Below are 16,472 nucleotides of genomic sequence, written 5' to 3'. Positions count from 1 at the left end.
GCTGACCGGAGCCAGCACCACACGCTCCCGCCGCGGACTCAGTGCAGGGTGCGGCCGTGGGCGTCGGGGATGCCGGACTTGCGATGGAAGTAGGCGTTGACCTGGTCGCGCCACTCCCGCGCACAGCGCAACTGTTCCCTGAGCCGCTCGGTGACCCGGGCGTGCACCGCCGGGTCGACCAGCCGGGCCAGCCACTCCCAGCGCCGGCACATCGCCTCGACCTCGCGTACGCCGTCGAAGTGGGTGTCGTAGATGTGCTGGATGACCGTCCTGCCGCTGTGCAGCAGGTGGTCGTAGGGCACGTGGTGGAAGAAGAGCAGCAGCTCGTCGGGGCAGCTCTCGACCGACTCGTACACCTCGGACCAGGGCGCGGGGTACTGGCCGGTGAAGCCGGTGCCGGTGGCCCGGGTCCGGTCCACCCCGACCCCGTCCCGGTCGGCGAAGTGGTACGTGCCCCAGGGGGTGTACTCGTACCCGTCGACGTCGGGGCCGTAGTGGTGACCGGGCCGGACCATGAAGCCCACCCCCAACGGGGCGGTGTACCGCTCGTAGCTGCGCCAGGAGTCGTCCATGATCTCGTGCAGGGTGCGCCGCAGCAGGTCCGGATCGGCACATCGGTCCGGGGCGAAGGTCAGGTCGATCCACTCGTCCAGCACCGCCTGGGGGCGCAGCCCGGGATTCCAGCAGAGCCGGCCAAAGGCGTACAGGTTGGCCTGGGCCAGCGGATGCCCGGTCCAGAACCGGTCGTCGCCCACATTGGAGACCGCGACCAGACCCCCGCCACCGGCCGCCACCTCGGCGACCGTACCCCCCTGGTCGCCCCAGGGCCGGAACCCCAGGACCTCGCTCCACCAGGGGGCCAGGTAGCAGACGTGGCGCTGCTGGCCGGTGTACTCCTGGGTGACCTGGAACTCCACCGCCAACCGGGTGTGCGGCATCGCGGCGATCACCGGGGAGACCGGCTCCCGGGTCTGGAAGTCGATCGGCCCGTGCTTGACCTGCACGATCACGTTGTCCCGGAACCGGCCGTCCAGCGGCGCGAAGTGGTCGTGGGCGGCGCGGGCCCGGTCGGTGGAGCGGTCCCGCCAGTCCTGCCGGTGGTTGTAGACGAAGGCCCGCCAGCGCACCACCCCGCCGTGCGGCGCCAGGGCCTCGGCCAGCAGGTTGGCCCCGTCGGCGTGGTCCCGGCCGTAGCTGAACGGACCCGGCTGGCCCTCCGAGTCGGCCTTGACCAGGTAGCCGCCGAAGTCCGGGATGCGGTCGTACACCCGCGAGGTGGTCTCGGCCCACCAGGCGCGTACCGCCGGGTCCAGGGGGTCGGCGGTGGGCAGGCCACCGACGACGACCGGGGCGGCGAAGCTCACCGCCAGGTGCACCCCGATGCCGTACGGGCGCAGCAGGTCGGCCAGTTCGGCGACGTCGTCGAGCCGCTCGGTGAGCAGCCGCGCCTCGGTGGCGTGCACGTTGACGTTGTTCACCGCCACGGCGTTGATCCCACAGGCCGCCAGCAACCGGGCGTACGCGGTGACCCGGTCCCGGTCCCCCCGGGGCCCACCCTCCCGCCAGAAGATCGACCCACCGGCGTAGCCGCGTTCCACCTGCCCCATCACGGGGTGCACCTCGACGTTGTCCCAGTGATCCAGCATCCGGCGGGCCATGACCGGACGACACACCCGTACCCGGTGTCCCCGGCCGAAGGCGGACTCCCCCAGCCGGACCACCTCGAAGAGTCCGTACAGCAGCCCTGCCGGGGCGCCGGCCACCACCACGGTCACCCCGTGGTGCCGGGTCACCACGAAGTCCTCCGCGCCCAGCGCCTCGGCTGTGGCGAGTTCCGCCCGGGCGCCGGCGAGCGCCGCCCACACCCCAGCCGCCTCGGAGTCGGTCGGGGTGAGGGCGGCTGGCTTGGATTCGGCCGCCTCGGCCACGGTCGCCTTGGAGTCGGTCGGGGGTGGGTCCGCGGGTCGGGGGCGGGGCAGGTCGGCGGCCAGGGCCAGCACCAGGTCCGCCGGGGGTAGGTCGGCCTCGGCGGTGATCCGCCGGGCGGTGCCGCCGTACCGGTCGGCGGCCTGCTCGACCTCGGCCTGGACGGTGTCGATGAGCAGGCCCTGTCCACAGATCAGGGTCCGGCGGGCGCCGATGGCGGCCCAGACCTCGGGCGGCAGCCATGCGGGGTGGAGGTCGGTCGGCTCAGGGGTGTTCGTCCGCACCTGGCGGAGGGGCCGTCGCATTGCGCAGATCGTATCGATATCCCGCGATGCGTCAAGGTCCTCCCCGAAGATCCGCTCCTACGGCCGCCTTGCGCTGGGCCGCTGTCGGCGGGGCGCCGTTGGGCTGGCCGCTGTCGGCGGCGGCGCCGTTTGCTGGGCTGCTGCGCGGGTACCCGGCACATCCGCAGCGAGAAGGGGGTCGGCGAGGTGGACGACAACGAGTTCATCGACTCCGTGGCACGCCGCACCGGGGCGTCGGCCGAACAGGCGGCCGCCATCGCGCGGGCCACCCTGACCACCCTGGCCGAGCGGATCGACGGCGGACAGGCCCGGGACCTGGCCGACCAGCTTCCGGAAGGAATGCGGGCGTACACCTTCGCCCCCCATGAGGCCGCCGAGCGGTTCGGTCTCGACGTGTTCGTCGAGCGGGTCAGCGGGCGGGCCGACGTCGACCCGGAACTGGCCGAGATCGGCATCCAGGCGGTGCTGGACACCATCCGCACGGCCACCACCGCGGACGAGTACGACGACGTGATCGCGCACCTGCCGGCCGAACTGTGGCAGGTGGCCGATCCGGTCCCGCCGTACGACGGGTGACCGGCTAGACCTCGGCCACTGCCGGTTCCAGGTAGACCGGCAGGTACTCCCCTGCCTGGGCGACGAACATGGCCACCTCGTACGCCATGTCGCCCACCTCGGCGTCCCCGTCGATACCGACGGTGAGGATCGCCCCGTTGCCGGTGGTGGCGTGGAACAGGAAGGCCCGGGACATCTGGATCACCACCTGGTGCAGTTCACCCTCGCCGCACACCCGGGCGGCGGCCGTGCCCAACGCCTGAAGCCCACAGACCATGCTGGACAACTGCTCGGCCAGTTCGCCGTCGATGCCCCGGGAGGCCCCCAGCCTGATGCCGTCCGGCGAGAGCACCACCGCGAACTGTGCCCCCGGCACCCGGTCGACCAGGCTGTTCAGGGCGTGGCCCAGGTTGTCGGCGATCCGGGCAGAGGGCATAGGGCTGTCCTTCCTTTCGGCAGCGACTACCGAGGGTGCGTTCGTCGTTCGGTTCTCCTAACGTACGACGCCCGACTCGCTGCGGATCAGCCGGGGCGGACGGATTCGTCCCGATGGTCCGTCTTCCCTGCCCACCGGCTCGGCCCCACCCGAAGGCATCGAAATGTAGGAGATCTTGGACAGTTTCCGGCCGATTTTCGACGGTAACTGTCCAAGATCTCCTACAAGCGGAACCCGGGTCACTCGGTGGGGACGGCCTGGTCCAGGTGGGCCACCCCACGTTTCACCCCGTCGGGTGGGGGCTGGCGTGGCAGGGCCGGCGCCGTTGGGTTAGACAGATAGCCGTATCGAACCCCTCGGACGGTGGGAGCGCATGTCACCATCCCTGCTGATCTGGTCGGTCGGTGGCGTACTGCTGCTGACCGCCGGGATCGTCACCACCCTGCTGCCCCGCCTACGGCACCGCACCCGAGCCACCCGGGTGGCCTGGTCTAGGGCGCGGGCGGCCATCGACAGCGCCACGGTCAGCCGGGACGCTGCGGCCGTACGGCTGCCGGAGGCCGACCGGCTGCTGGCCCGCGCCGAACTGCTCGCCGCAGAGCGCGGCGGTACGGCGGCGGCTGAGGCGGCCACGGAGCACGCCCGGCAGGCCGACCGGCTGTGGCGGGGCCAGTCGTGACCGGCCGGATCCTGCGGAACCTGTACGTGCTGCGGTGGGTGCTGCTCGCCCTGGCGGTGATCATCCTGGTGGTGTTCGTGCTGGCCCAGCGGCAGAGTGTCGAGGTCAGCTACGGCCAGTCACCCTCCTCACCGGTGCGCGTCGAGGAGGGCGCGGCCGGGGAGTTGGGTGAGGTCACCGTGCCCTCCACCCAGGAGATGACCACCCTGGTGGCCGCCGATGCGGTGGTGCGGCTGCCCGGTGCGGTGGCCCGCTGGAACGAGCAGCGGGTACGCGAGGCGATCGGGGACGCCGACATCCGGATCCTGGTAGCACCGCCCGGCCTGGACGAGGCCGCCCGCGAGCGGGTACGCGAGGTCGACAACGCCGCCGTACGGGTGATCGGTACCCAGGTCAGCGGCGGCGGCCTGGTGGCCACCCCGGACACCCTGGCCGGATGGCGGGCCCGGTTCGCCACCGGGGATGTGACCGACGCGCTGATCGCCCTGATCGCCAGGTTGCGGGAGGTGCCGGCCCCGGCGGAGGTCGACGACCTGCGGTGGCGGGACCCCTCCGAGCGGGAGGTGGCCACCGTCCTGGCCGACCTGCGCGCCCGAGGGCTGCACGTCGGCCGGGGCGCCACCCTCGACGGGGTACCGGAGCAGGCCGTGCGGGCCGCCTTCCCGGACGGGGCCTGGTTCGTCGCCCTGCCCGCCCAGCCGTACGGGAAGCCGTTGCCGGCGTACGGTCCGGCGTTGACCCGGCTCGTCCCGGACCAGCCGATCGTGGTGCTGTACGGCGGGTGGATCGAGTACCACGGTCCGGCCGCGGCCGAGTTCGCGGACCTGGCCGCGGGCAGCTTCTACGCCCAGTTCGGTGATCGACTCAGCCGGTACGACTATCCGCAGCTCAACCTGCTCGGCGTCTACCTGGGCAAGGTGACGGACGTTCGGTACGCCGGTCTGTTCGACCGGCCGTTGCCGTACCGGCCGGTGGACCCGTTGCGGGTGGCCCTGCCGGCCCTGCCCTGGATCTTCACCCTCTGCGTGGCCGGGTTCCTGGTGTTGTCGGCCCGTTCGCTGCGCCGCTCGGGGGTGCTGGGGAGCCCGCCTCGGGCCCGCCACGGCGCCGACGCGGCTCGGCTGGCCGGGCTGACCTCCCTGGCCGTCGAGGTGTCGCTGCTGACCGACGCCCGCAGCGATCCGGCGCTGACCCGAGGCATCGGCAAGCTTCAGGCCGCCCGTCAGGCACTGGACGAGGGCCTGCCCGCCCGCCATGTGTGGGAGTTGCTCGACGAGGCGACGACCGAACTGGACGAGGCCGCCCGGGTGGTGGGCATCGCCAGCTACCGACCGGCCAACTACCTCCAGGGACGGTTGTCGTGACCCCCATGCTCCGCCGAGGTGTCCGCACCCTGTTCGGCAGCACCTTCGGGATTGCCTCGCTGGCCGCTCTGGTGCTGGCCGGGTGGGCGTTGTGGTCCGGTGGGATCTTCGACGGTCGGATCGCCCGGGAGGTCCGCGCCTCCTCGGTGTATGTCGCGCCGGGGGTCGACCTGGACGAGCCCGCCGCGGAGCGGATCATCGGCAACCGGCGGCTGGTCGTGCTGCTGATGGCCCCCGGCGACGATCTGCGGGAGGCCTGCAAGGAGACCGAGGGGGCCGCCTCCGGCACCCTGGTGCTGGCGATCAGCCGGGCCGAGCAGGACTGGGACACCTACGGATGTTCCCGCTTCCCGCAGCGGGACAGCCGGGACTTCGGTCGCGCGGTGGTGATGGAGATGACGATCAGCCGGGGGGTCGACCTCTTCGTCGACCAGCCGCTGGAAGCCTTGAAGGTGGTCACCCTCAACTACGACCTGCTGGTACGGGCCGGCACGGTGCCCGACGGGGCCCGGGTCATCAGCCCCTCGTTGCCGCGCTATCTGCTGGCCGGGGCGACGGTCGGGGGTGTCCTGGCCGGGGCGGCGACCCTCTGGCTGTTCGGGCGCCGGGCCGGTCGGCTGGCCGAGGCCCGGCAGGCGCGGCGTGCCGAGTACGCCGACGGGCGGGCCGCCCTGAGCACGGCCATGGCCGAGTTGGCCCAGCAGATCGTCGACCTGGAGCAGCGACTCGGGGGCCGCCGGATCCAGACCCAACCGGAGTATCTGCGGCTGGCCAGTGACTACACCCGGCTGCTGGACGAGGTCACGGCGGTGCGGGGGGCCGACGAGGACGCCGTACGCCGACTGCGCGAGCAGGTAGAGGCGCTCAGTCGGCAGGCCGCCGGGCTCACCGAGGCACGGCAGGCTCATGGCAGGAAGCTCGTGACACCGGACGGCAAACCCGACACCGATTCGTAACATCCACAGCCTTATATGTTCGCCGAGCTGTCGCACAACGCCGACGTGCTGAGCATCGAACGCGACATCATCCAGTACGACGTGCTCGACGCCACCCAGAGCAACCCGCCCTCCTGGGGTCTGGACCGCATCGACCAGACCAGCCTGCCGCTGTCGCGCAGCTACACCTACACCTCCACCGGCAGTGGGGTGCACGCCTACGTCATCGACAGCGGCATCCAGGCCAACCATCCCGACTTCGGCGGGCGGGCCACCTTCGCGTACAACGCGATCGACAACAACAACACCGACTGCAACGGCCACGGCACGCACGTGGCCGGCACCATCGGGGGCGCCAGCCACGGGGTGGCCAAGAACGTCCGACTGTACGGCGTGAAGTGGCTGAACTGCGGCGGTGGCGGCACCCTGTCCGCCGCGGTCGGGGCGGTCGACTGGGTGACCGCAACGCCAACAAACCGGCCGTGGCCGACGCCTCCTGGAACTACACCTACAGCTCCACCCTGGCCACCGCGCTGACCAACATGATGAACAGTGGGGTCTTCCTGGCCGCCTCGGCCGGCAACACCGGCGGCAACTCGTGCGACCGGCTGCCGCGCAACCTCACCGCCGCCCTGGTGGTCGCCGCCAGCACCAACACCGACGCCCGGGCCAGCTACTCCTCCACCGGCTCGTGTGTCGACCTCTACGCTCCCGGCTCGGCGATCGTCTCGACGTACCCCACCTCCACCACCTCGAGCCTGAACGGCACCTCGATGGCCACCCCGCACGCGGCCGGGGTGGTCGGCGGCAGCCTCTCCGGCACCCCGAACCGCCTGCTCAACAAGCGCAACCTCTAGGCACCCCGGCAGCGGCGACCCGGTCGGTCCACCTGGCCGGTCCAGCCAGCCCTGTCGCGACCCTGTCGAGCTGACCCGTCTGCGCTCTCATCCGAGACGCCACGGGGTTGGCCGGTCACCACGATCCGCCCACGCCATCAGCTCGACAGGGCCGCAGGCAGATCTTGGTATGCAAGCGCCCTCGGAGGGGCGGTTTCGTACCAAGATTCATTTAAGGGGTCCGATAGAGTCCGGGGAATGGGGGGTGTGGGGACGGCGGAGGTGTTTCGGGCGGCGCGTGGGTTCGACAGTTCGCCGCTGTACCGGCATCTGCTCGGTGTGGTGGCGGACGATCCGGCGTTGGTCGAGTTGGCGGCGGGTGCCCGGCCGGGGCAGCAGCCGACCTTTGCCCTGTTCGGGGCCGTGCACCAGTTGCTGCTGGACGGCGTGACCGATCCGCTCGCCGCGTACTACCCGTCGGTCGTCGGGGCGCGGGCCCGGGCGGTCGACGCGGACACCGGGCGGGTCTTCACCCGGTTCTGCCTGGCGCACGCCGACCGGATCTCGGCGATTTTGGCCACCCGGCTGGTGCAGACCAACCAGGTGCAACGGTCCCTGGTGACCCGGCTGGGGTTGGCGCTGCTGCGCGCGGTCACGCGGGCGCCGGTCTGCGTCGTCGAGGTGGGGTGCAGTGCGGGTCTGAACCTGCGCGCCGACCGGTACGCCTTCAGCGTGGGCGACAGCACCGTCGGCGACCCTACCTCGGGGGTGCACGTCCGGGTGGAGGTTCCGGAGGCTCGGCTGCTGCCCGATCTCACCCGACTGCCGGTCGTCGCCGATGTCGTGGGGGTCGATCTCGATCCGCCCGATCTCACCGACGCCGGGGACCGGGCCTGGCTACGCGCGCTGGTGTGGCCGGAGAACGCGCCTCAGGCGGCGCTGCTGGCCGAGGCGATGCGGGTGGTGGCCGACGATCCGCCGCGGGTGCTACGCGGTGACGTCGCCGAGATCGGTGCCGAGGTAGCGGCCAGCCTTCCGGCCGGGCTGCCGCGTCTGGTGGTGCACACCGCGACCCGGATCCATGTGCCCGTCGACCGCCGTCCGGCCTTCGACGCGGGGGTGGCCGCCTTCGCTGCGGGCGGGCCGATGCTGCATCTCGCGCTGGAGGACGATCAGCGCATCGCGCCCTCCGGTCGGGCCGGCATCGGGCTGACCGCCACCGACGCCGCCGGTAGCCGGACCATCGCCGTCGCCGACGGCCACCTGGCCTGGTTGGAGCCGCTACCCGAGCTGGGCACGCCGATCATTCTCGGAGCACAGGACCGGAAAGGGTGACGCCCAGGGCGGCCCGGGGGACGGGCCGACCTGGGCGTCGAGGGTGGATCAGGCCAGGTCGAAGCGGTCCAGCTCCATCACCTTGGCCCAGGCGGCGACGAAGTCGTGCACGAACTTCTCCCGGGCGTCGTCGCTGGCGTACACCTCGGCCAGCGCACGCAGCTCGGAGTTCGAGCCGAAGACCAGGTCGGCGCGGGTGCCGGTCCAGCGGACCTCACCGGTGGCGAGGTCGCGGCCCTCGAAGGTGTTCGCGTCCTCGGAGGTCGACTTCCACGCCGTGCCCAGGTCGAGCAGGTTGACGAAGAAGTCGTTGGTCAGCAGCCCCGGGGTGGCGGTGAAGACACCCAGCTTCGACTGCTGGTAGTTCGCGCCGAGGACCCGCAGGCCACCGACCAGCACGGTCATCTCGGGCGCGCTGAGGTTCAGCAGGTTGGCCTTGTCGATCAGCAGGAACTCGGCCGGCAGGCGGTTGCCCTTGCCGAGGTAGTTGCGGAACCCGTCGGCGGTGGGCTCCATCGCCGCGAAGGACTCCACATCGGTCTGCTCCTGGGTGGCGTCCGCACGCCCGGCGGTGAACGGCACCTCGACCTCGACCCCGGCCTCGCGGGCGGCCTTCTCGACGGCGGCGGAGCCGGCGAGCACGATCAGGTCGGCCAGCGAGATCTGCTTGCCACCGGTCTGGGCGGCGTTGAAGGAGGCCTGGATGCCCTCCAGGGTGCGCAGCACCTGGGCCAGCTCGTCGGGGTTGTTGACCTCCCAGCCGTTCTGCGGCTCGAGGCGGATCCGGGCACCGTTGGCGCCACCCCGCTTGTCGCTACCCCGGAAGGTCGAGGCCGACGCCCAGGCGGTGGAGACCAGCTGGGCCACGGAGAGCCCGGAGTCGAGGATCTGGCGCTTGAGGGCGGCGATGTCCTCGGCGTCGACCAGCTCGTGGGTCACCGCCGGGATCGGGTCCTGCCAGATCAGGGTCTCGCTGGGAACCTCCGGGCCGAGGTAGCGCTGGATCGGGCCCATGTCCCGGTGGGTCAGCTTGAACCAGGCCCGGGCGAAGGCGTCCGCGAACTCCTGCGGGTTGGCCAGGAACCGCCGCGAGATCTGCTCGTAGATCGGGTCGACCCGCAGGGACAGGTCGGTGGTGAGCATGGTCGGGGCGTGGCTGCGGGTCGGGTCGTGGGCGTCCGGGACGGTGCCGGCGCCGGCGCCGTCCTTCGGCTTCCACTGGATCGCTCCGGCGGGGCTGCGGGTCTGCTCCCACTCGTAGCCGAAGAGGATCTCGAAGAAGCTGTTGTCCCAGGCGATCGGGGTGTTCGTCCAGGCGCCTTCGAGGCCGCTGGTGATGGTGTCACCGGCGTTGCCGGTGCCGAAGGTGTTCCGCCAGCCCAGGCCCTGCTCCTCCAGGGAGGCGCCCTCGGGCTCGGGGCCGACGTACTTGTTCGGGTCGGCCGCGCCGTGGGTCTTGCCGAAGGTGTGCCCACCGGCGATCAGGGCGACGGTCTCCTCGTCGTTCATCGCCATCCGGCGGAAGGTCTCCCGGATGTCCCGGGCCGCAGCGAGGGGGTCACCGCTGCCGTGCGGGCCCTCCGGGTTGACGTAGATCAGACCCATCTGCACCGCGGCCAGGGGGTTCTCCAGCTCCCGCTCACCGGTGTAGCGCTCGTCGCCGAGCCAGGTGGACTCCGGGCCCCAGTAGACGTCCTCGTCGGGCTCCCACACGTCGGCCCGACCACCGGCGAAGCCGAAGGTCTCGAAGCCCATCGTCTCCAGGGCCACGTTGCCGGCGAGGATCATCAGGTCGGCCCAGGAGAGGTTCTTGCCGTACTTCTTCTTGACCGGCCAGAGCAGGCGGCGGGCCTTGTCCAGGTTGGCGTTGTCCGGCCAGCTGTTCAGCGGGGCGAAGCGCTGCTGGCCGGCGCCGGCGCCACCACGGCCGTCACTGATGCGGTAGGTGCCCGCGCTGTGCCACGCCATCCGGATGATGAACGGGCCGTAGTGGCCGTAGTCGGCCGGCCACCAGTCCTGCGAGGTGGTCAGCACCTCGGCGATGTCCCGCTTGACGGCGGGCAGGTCCAGGCTCTTGAACGCCTCGGCGTAGTCGAAGTCCACACCGAGGGGGTTGGCCACCGCGGGGTTCTTCGCGAGGATCTTCAGGTTGAGCCGGTTCGGCCACCACTCGCGGTTCCCCCCGCCCTGGGTGGGGTGCGGAGCGCGCGCGGACGTGACCGGGCAGCGACCCTCGCTCTCCTCCGATTGCATGTCTCCTACGACTGCGTCGTGCTTCTCAGCCACGGGGATCCTTCCAGGATTGCGGGAACGGGTGGTTCAGGAAATCTGGGCGGTCGAACAGTCCGGGCACCGGCCCCAGTAGATGACCTCGGCCTCGTCGATCTCGAAGTGGTTGTCGTCGGAGGCGGTGAGGCAGGGCGCCGCTCCGACGACGCAGTCCACATCGACGATCAGGCCACAGGACCGGCACACCGCGTGGTGGTGGTTGTCACCGACCCGCGACTCGTACCGGGCCACCGAACCGGGTGGTTCGATGCGTCGTACCAGGGCCGCCCCGGTCAGCGCCCGGAGCACGTCGTAGACGGCCTGGTGGGAGACGCCGGGCAGGTCCTGCCGGACCGCTTTGATGATCGACTCGGTGTCGGCGTGCGGCTGCGCGTACACCGCCTTCAGCACCGCCACCCGGGGACGGGTCACGCGCAGCGCCGCGTCACGCAGCAGCTGTTCGAGATCCTCGGGCGTCGGCATGCCGTGCAGTCTTGCCGCTTTTCTGGAATGAGTCAAGAAGAAGTCTCGGGCATTCGGCGATAAAAGGCCGTTCCCGGGCAGAATCGAGCGTCGATTCGGTCACTCCGAACCCCGATCCAGCGGGTGTCCCGGGGAAATCCCGGTCGGTCGGGACGGAATGACACATGTGGGCCGGGTCGGTCGGGCGACAGGGTCGGTGCCGAAGAGGTTCACCGACCGAGGAGGCGACCACCCATGTATCCCGCCACGACACCGACCGGCCCGACCGGGATGCCACCGCAGGCCGTACGCCCGAGACGGGCCTGGGCCCTCTCCGGCGCGGTCGGCGGCCTGGTCGGCCTGGTCGGCATCTTCACCACGGCCACCCTCACCGAACCCGCCGAGCAGTTCCGGGGCGACAACGCCGAGTACGTCGCCACCCTGACCGAGCGCACCGGGCATGTCTGGGCACACCAGGTGGTGACCGTGGTGGCCATCGTCTGCCTGGCGGTCTTCGCCGCCGGGCTGCGGCGGTACCTGGCGGCCCAGGAACCGGCCGACAGTCTGGTGCCGACCCTGGCCGCGACCGGGGTCGGGCTGGTGCTGGTCGGGCTGCTGGTCGGCGGCGGCATCTCGACGGAGCTGTTCTTCGCCCTGGGCTCGGCCGAACAGTACGACCCGGACGTGATCGCCCCGCAGTTGACCATCGTCGCCACCATGACCTGGCTGTGGGGCGGCATCGGGCTGAGCGCCAGTGCGGTGGCGGTCGGTGGGCTGCGGCATGGTTCGGTGAGCCGCTGGTTCGCGGTCTTCAGCGCGGTGATCGCCGTACTGATCGCGGCCACCCAACTGGCCCCGGTGCAGTACATCGCGCTGGTGCCGGCCGGAATCTGGACGATCGTGGCCGGACTGGCCCTGGCGGTCGGTCAGGGTAGCCGGCCCGCCCGGAACTGACCGTGCCGCCCCCGGAACCGCATCGGTCGGCTCGGCATCAGGTACGAGGTGCCGGGCCGGTCGTCCGATCCACCGCAACGGATGCAGCCGCTAGTGTCAGCGAGGCCATGACCAGCCACCGTACGGCCGACACCCCCGCCGAGGTGTCGACGGACCGCCGACTCGGCTGGGTACGCCGGGCGGCCTGGCCGGTGTGTGTCACCACCCTGCTGCTGTGCGCCTGCGCGATGGCCCTGGCCGTGCTCAACCGGGCCACGGTCAACGATGTCACCCATCTGTTCCTGGTGGTGGCCAGTGCGGTGGTCGGGGCGACGATCGCCGCAGCGCGCCCGGGGCACCCGATCGGCGTACTGGCCCTGACCAGCGCCTTCTGCTTCGCCCTGCAGGAGGCCTGCGGCCAGTACGCGGCACACGGCCTGGTCGTGGAGCCCGGCTCCCTGCCCATGGCCGCCGCCCTGGCCTGGCCGCAGAACTGGCTGTGGGTGCCCGGCAACGCGGCGTTGGCCCTGATCCCGGTCTTCTTCCCGGACGGTCGGCCGCCCTCGCCGAGGTGGCGGCCGGCGATCTGGGCGGTGCTGGTCACCGGGGCGGCGGCGATGGTCACCGGGGCCCTGCGGCCCGGGGCCAACGAACAGGTGGCACCGGTCGGCGCGGTCAACCCCCTGGGGGTCCCGGGTTGGCAGCCGGTGGCCGATCTGACCGCCGGGGTGGCCACCCTGACCAGCGCCCTGGTCTTCCTGGCGGCCGGCGCCACCCTGACCTGGCAGGCCCGCCGGGCCCACGGGGTACGCCGCCAGCAGGTCAAGTGGCTCGGGTACGCGGTGGCCCTGGCGGTCGCGGTGGTGGCCGCCCGGCTGGTGGCCGGGTTGACCGACGGGCGACCCGGGCCCTTCCCGTACGGCAACGTGTTCTGGGACCTGGCCGGTGGGATCAGTGGTGCCCTGATCCCGATCGCGATCGGCATCGCCATCCGGCGGCACCGGCTGTTCGACATCGATCTGCTGATCAGCCGGACTGCGGTGTTCGTCGCCCTGTCGACCGTCGTGGGGGGCACCTACGTGCTGGTCGTCGGGCTACTCGGGGCCGGTTTCGGCACCTCGGCCAGCCTGCCGGTCTCCTTCGTCGGGGCGGCGGTGGCCGCCCTGCTGGTAGCCCCGGTGCGGCACTGGCTGCAACGGCGGGTGAACCTGCTGGTGTACGGCGAACGGGACGACCCGTACGCGGTCCTGGCCCGGCTGGGGCAGCGGCTGGAGCAGACCCAGGACGCCGCCGCCGTACTGGCCACCAGCACCGCCACCGTCCGCGAGGCGCTGCAACTGTCGTACGTGGAAATCGCCACCGTGGACGGGTGGTCGTACCGGCTGGGGGCGCCCCCCGCCGAGCCGGTGCGGCTGCCGTTGTCCGCCGGTACGCCGGTGGGACACCTGCTGCTCGGTCCCCGGGCCGGGGAGAGCACCCTGGGCGCCCGGGAACTGCGGCTGCTGCGGGATCTGGCCCGGCACATCGGGGTGGCCGTGCAGGCGGTCCGGGCTCTCGACCGGGCCCAGTCCCTCGCCGCCGACCTGCAACGGTCCCGGGAACAGTTGGTGCTGGCCCGGGAGGAGGAACGTCGGCGGTTGCGGCGGGACCTGCACGACGGCCTGGGGCCTACCCTGGCCGGGTTGACCATGCGCGCGGAGGCGGCTCAGGAACTCGGGCCGGGTGCCCCGGCGCAGCGGCTGCTGGAGGAGATCGTGGTCGACGCCCGTACCGCGGTGGCCGAGGTACGACGGCTGGTCCACGGTCTGCGCCCTCCCGCCCTGGACACCATGGACCTGGCGGCGGCGCTGCGGTCGCACATCGCCACCGGCCCCTCCGACGGGCCGCAGGTACTCCTGGAGGTCCCGGCGGCCCTGCCGGCGCTGTCGGCCGCCGCCGAGGTGGCGGCGTACCTGATCGCGGTGGAGGCGTTGAACAACGCCCGCCGGCACGCCCGGGCCGACCGGGTGGAGCTGCGGCTGTGGGTGGAGGCGGACCTGCTGCACCTTCAGGTACGCGACGACGGATGTGGCCGCCAGCCGGGCCGACCGGACGGCGTCGGTATGCACTCGATGCGGGAACGGGCCGAGGAACTCGGCGGTTCCTGTGTGGTCACCTCCACCCTGGGTGGTGGTACCGAGGTCACCGCTACCCTGCTCACCGGCACGAAGGGGACCGATGGATCAGATCCGGGTACTGCTGGTCGATGATCACGCGCCGTTCCGGACGGGGCTGCGGGCGTTGCTGGCCACCAGCGGCGACATCGAGGTGTGTGGTGAGGCCGCCAGCGGCGAGGAGGCGCTGGCCGTGTTGGCTCGCCTCCAGCCCGACGTGGTGCTGCTGGATCTGACCATGCCCGGCATCGGCGGCATCGCCACCACGCAACGGCTGGTGCGGATGAGTCCGCACGCCCGGGTGTTGATCCTGTCCATGGCCGACGACGACGATTCGGTCTTCGCCGCCCTGCGGGCGGGGGCCCGGGGTTACGTCCTCAAGGGGGCCCGCCGTCAGGAGATCATCCGTTCGGTACGGGTGGTGGCCGACGGTGAGGCGATCTTCGGTCCGGCGATCGCCACCCGGCTGATGGGGTACTTCGCCGGGCTGGCCCGCAACGAGCCGGCCTTCCCGGAACTCACCACCCGGGAGCGGGAGATCCTCACCCTGATCGCCGAGCACCTGACCAATCCGCAGATCGCCACCCGGCTGGGGCTGAGCACCAAGACCGTGCGCAACCACGTCTCCAACATCTTCGCCAAGCTTCAGGTCGTCGACCGGGCGCAGGCGATCAGTGTGGCCCGGGAACGCCGGCTGTGAGCGTGGGCCGGCCTACCGGGGCAGGCCGGCCAGCCAGTGCTCCAAGGCCTGCGGGGTGTCGAACAGCAGCACCGGGGGCCCGGCCGGGTCCTGCTGCCAGGCCCGCATCCGGCGTCGTTCCCGGCTGTACCCGGTGAGGTGCCAGCGCAGCACGGAGTCCCAGCCCAGCACGCTGCCCAGCGACTCCCGGTTGCCGTTGCAGATCACCTCCCCGGTGGAGAGTCGGCGCAGGGTGCGCCGCAGCAGCCAGCGGAAGGACAGCCCACGCGGATAGTCCAGACCGATCACCAGGTCGGCGCGGGACAGGGGTACGTCCCGCCAGCCGTGGTAGGCCCCGTCGAGGATCCACCGATCGCGCCGGCAGATCGCCTCGATCCGGCTGCGCTGCACGGCGACCGGCACCTCCACCCAGCCCGGCTCCCAGAGCAGGTCGTCGACCGGGTGCCAGGGCAACCCCAGCCGTTCGGCCAGCCGGTGAGCCAGGGTGGACTTGCCGGAGCCGTGGACCCCGTAGACCAGGATGCGCGCGGGCGGGTTCATCGCGGTGCAGCCTAGTGCAGCGTGCCACGGGCGGCCGGGTCAGCGCCCGACCGCCCGGGCGCCGGGTCAGCGCTTGCTGGCCAGGTCGCCGCAGTCGGTCTCGTCCGGCAGCAGCGGCCGCAGGTGGACCGTCCACTGCTTGCCCTCGGAGACCCAGGGGGTGGCCGTGTTGGCGCTGGCGGCGGCGGCCAGCACCTGCTTGGCCTGATCGCCGGTGGCGGTGACGCAGCTCAGGCCCAGGTCCTTGCTCAGCTCGGCGCCGGGCAGCGCCGGGCCCGGCCAGGCCGCCTCGGGCTGGTCGCCGACCTCGGAGTTGGTCACGTAGTCCTCGGCGACGGCGGCGACGGCGGTCGGCGCGTACGCCTGGGTGTCCGTGGTCGCCTTGCCCAGCGGGCCGGTTTCCGTGGTCAGGGACTCGGCGAAGGCCCGTAGCTTGTCCCGGGCGGCCTGCTGCTCGGCGGTCACCCCCTGGCCGGGGTCGGCGCCGGGCTCGGCGCCCATGTCCAACGCCTGCACCTCCAACTGCTCGGTGCTGGTCCCGTCGAAGATGGTGAACCGGGTCGCGGGGACGTCGGCGACCGGCGGGCTGCCCAGGTCGCTGACCTTACCCACCCCGGCCTCCCGGGCCGCCTTGATCAGGTTCTCCAGCTCATCGGTGCTGATTGTGCCGACCTGGAGGTTGGGCAGGGCCGGACCGGGATAGACCAGGTTGACCGGCCCCTGGGTGATCACCCGTCCGTCGCCGTAGACGCTGATCGCGGGCAGTCGGGTGGCCAGCATGGCCGGGGTGGTGAACCCGCCGACGTGGTCCATCCGGAACACCACGGCGTCGGCGGAGTAGGACTTCTCGGGAGCGCCGGAGTCCCCGGCACCGTCGGCGGCCTGCTGCCCGCAGGCCGCCGACGCCAGCAACAGCAGGGGAACGACGGCCAGTCGCCCGTAGCGTGTGGTTGTCATGCCGATCTGACGTAGCCGCGCACGGGTTGGTTTCGTCGATCCCGCACCGGATGTGGAGGCCGCCCGCACCGAGCGGCCCCCACGGCCG

14 protein-coding genes and 1 pseudogene are annotated in these 16,472 nt (G+C 71.8%); 9 read left to right on the top strand and 6 right to left on the bottom strand.

Annotation, left to right across the window (positions count from 1 at the left end):
- Positions 1–38 precede the first annotated feature (38 nt).
- Complete coding sequence (locus tag OIE53_RS04575) at positions 39–2,231, bottom strand: alpha-glucuronidase (protein ID WP_327025303.1); 2,193 nt, start codon at positions 2,229–2,231, stop codon at positions 39–41.
- Between the two features lie 186 nt (positions 2,232–2,417).
- On the opposite strand from OIE53_RS04575, the gene OIE53_RS04570 reads away from it, so the two are divergent.
- On the top strand, positions 2,418–2,807 hold the full coding sequence (locus tag OIE53_RS04570; protein ID WP_327025302.1) for a DUF2267 domain-containing protein: 390 nt from the start codon (positions 2,418–2,420) through the stop codon (positions 2,805–2,807).
- A 4-nt stretch (positions 2,808–2,811) separates the two neighbouring features.
- Here OIE53_RS04570 and OIE53_RS04565 read toward each other — a convergent pair whose 3' ends face one another.
- Complete coding sequence (locus OIE53_RS04565; RefSeq protein ID WP_327025301.1) at positions 2,812–3,222, bottom strand: roadblock/LC7 domain-containing protein; 411 nt, start codon at positions 3,220–3,222, stop codon at positions 2,812–2,814.
- A gap of 373 nt (positions 3,223–3,595) precedes the next feature.
- Here OIE53_RS04565 and OIE53_RS04560 point away from each other — a divergent pair, with 373 nt between their 5' ends.
- The 5 genes and pseudogenes from OIE53_RS04560 (at position 3,596) to OIE53_RS04540 (ending at position 8,371) form a co-directional block, all read left to right on the top strand.
- Complete coding sequence (locus OIE53_RS04560) at positions 3,596–3,901, top strand: DUF6403 family protein (protein WP_327025300.1); 306 nt, start codon at positions 3,596–3,598, stop codon at positions 3,899–3,901.
- Positions 3,898–5,265, top strand: coding sequence for a hypothetical protein (locus tag OIE53_RS04555; protein ID WP_327025299.1), 1,368 nt, complete (start codon positions 3,898–3,900; stop codon positions 5,263–5,265). Before OIE53_RS04560 ends, OIE53_RS04555 begins: the two co-directional genes overlap by 4 nt.
- Positions 5,266–5,270: 5 nt before the next feature.
- A complete protein-coding gene (locus OIE53_RS04550; protein WP_327027083.1) occupies positions 5,271–6,221 on the top strand; it encodes a hypothetical protein in 951 nt (316 codons plus the stop codon).
- A 24-nt stretch (positions 6,222–6,245) separates the two neighbouring features.
- A pseudogene (locus OIE53_RS04545) lies at positions 6,246–7,057 on the top strand (S8 family peptidase); the annotation flags it as partial.
- Between the two features lie 237 nt (positions 7,058–7,294).
- Entirely contained in the window at positions 7,295–8,371 is a 1,077-nt protein-coding gene (locus OIE53_RS04540; protein ID WP_327025298.1) for a DUF2332 domain-containing protein, read from the top strand.
- 48 nt (positions 8,372–8,419) lie between these two features.
- On the opposite strand, the gene katG is transcribed toward OIE53_RS04540, so the two are convergent.
- Positions 8,420–10,624 carry a catalase/peroxidase HPI gene (katG, locus tag OIE53_RS04535; protein WP_327027082.1) on the bottom strand — a complete coding sequence of 735 codons (2,205 nt, stop codon included), beginning with the start codon at positions 10,622–10,624 and terminating at the stop codon, positions 8,420–8,422.
- A 66-nt stretch (positions 10,625–10,690) separates the two neighbouring features.
- A complete protein-coding gene (locus tag OIE53_RS04530) occupies positions 10,691–11,122 on the bottom strand; it encodes a Fur family transcriptional regulator (protein ID WP_327025297.1) in 432 nt (143 codons plus the stop codon).
- A 234-nt stretch (positions 11,123–11,356) separates the two neighbouring features.
- Here OIE53_RS04530 and OIE53_RS04525 point away from each other — a divergent pair, with 234 nt between their 5' ends.
- The 3 genes from OIE53_RS04525 (at position 11,357) to OIE53_RS04515 (ending at position 14,887) form a co-directional block, all read left to right on the top strand.
- Positions 11,357–12,055 carry a hypothetical protein gene (locus OIE53_RS04525; protein ID WP_327025296.1) on the top strand — a complete coding sequence of 233 codons (699 nt, stop codon included), beginning with the start codon at positions 11,357–11,359 and terminating at the stop codon, positions 12,053–12,055.
- Positions 12,056–12,162: 107 nt separating this feature from the next.
- Entirely contained in the window at positions 12,163–14,283 is a 2,121-nt protein-coding gene (locus OIE53_RS04520; protein ID WP_327025295.1) for a sensor histidine kinase, read from the top strand.
- Positions 14,252–14,887: a response regulator transcription factor gene (locus OIE53_RS04515; RefSeq protein ID WP_327025294.1), complete on the top strand. Its 636-nt coding sequence runs from the start codon at positions 14,252–14,254 to the stop codon at positions 14,885–14,887. The genes OIE53_RS04520 and OIE53_RS04515 overlap by 32 nt, the downstream gene beginning before the upstream one ends.
- A gap of 12 nt (positions 14,888–14,899) precedes the next feature.
- On the opposite strand, the gene OIE53_RS04510 is transcribed toward OIE53_RS04515, so the two are convergent.
- Positions 14,900–15,427 (bottom strand): AAA family ATPase, encoded by a 528-nt coding sequence (locus OIE53_RS04510; protein WP_327025293.1) that lies wholly within the window; start codon positions 15,425–15,427, stop codon positions 14,900–14,902.
- A gap of 66 nt (positions 15,428–15,493) precedes the next feature.
- Complete coding sequence (locus OIE53_RS04505; protein ID WP_327025292.1) at positions 15,494–16,384, bottom strand: hypothetical protein; 891 nt, start codon at positions 16,382–16,384, stop codon at positions 15,494–15,496.
- Positions 16,385–16,472: the final 88 nt, after the last annotated feature.

The sequence above is a fragment of the Micromonospora sp. NBC_01739 genome, assembly GCF_035920385.1.
GTDB lineage: Bacteria > Actinomycetota > Actinomycetes > Mycobacteriales > Micromonosporaceae > Micromonospora.
Note: the sequence above shows the minus strand (reverse complement) of the source record. Positions and strands in the feature narration are given on the sequence as shown.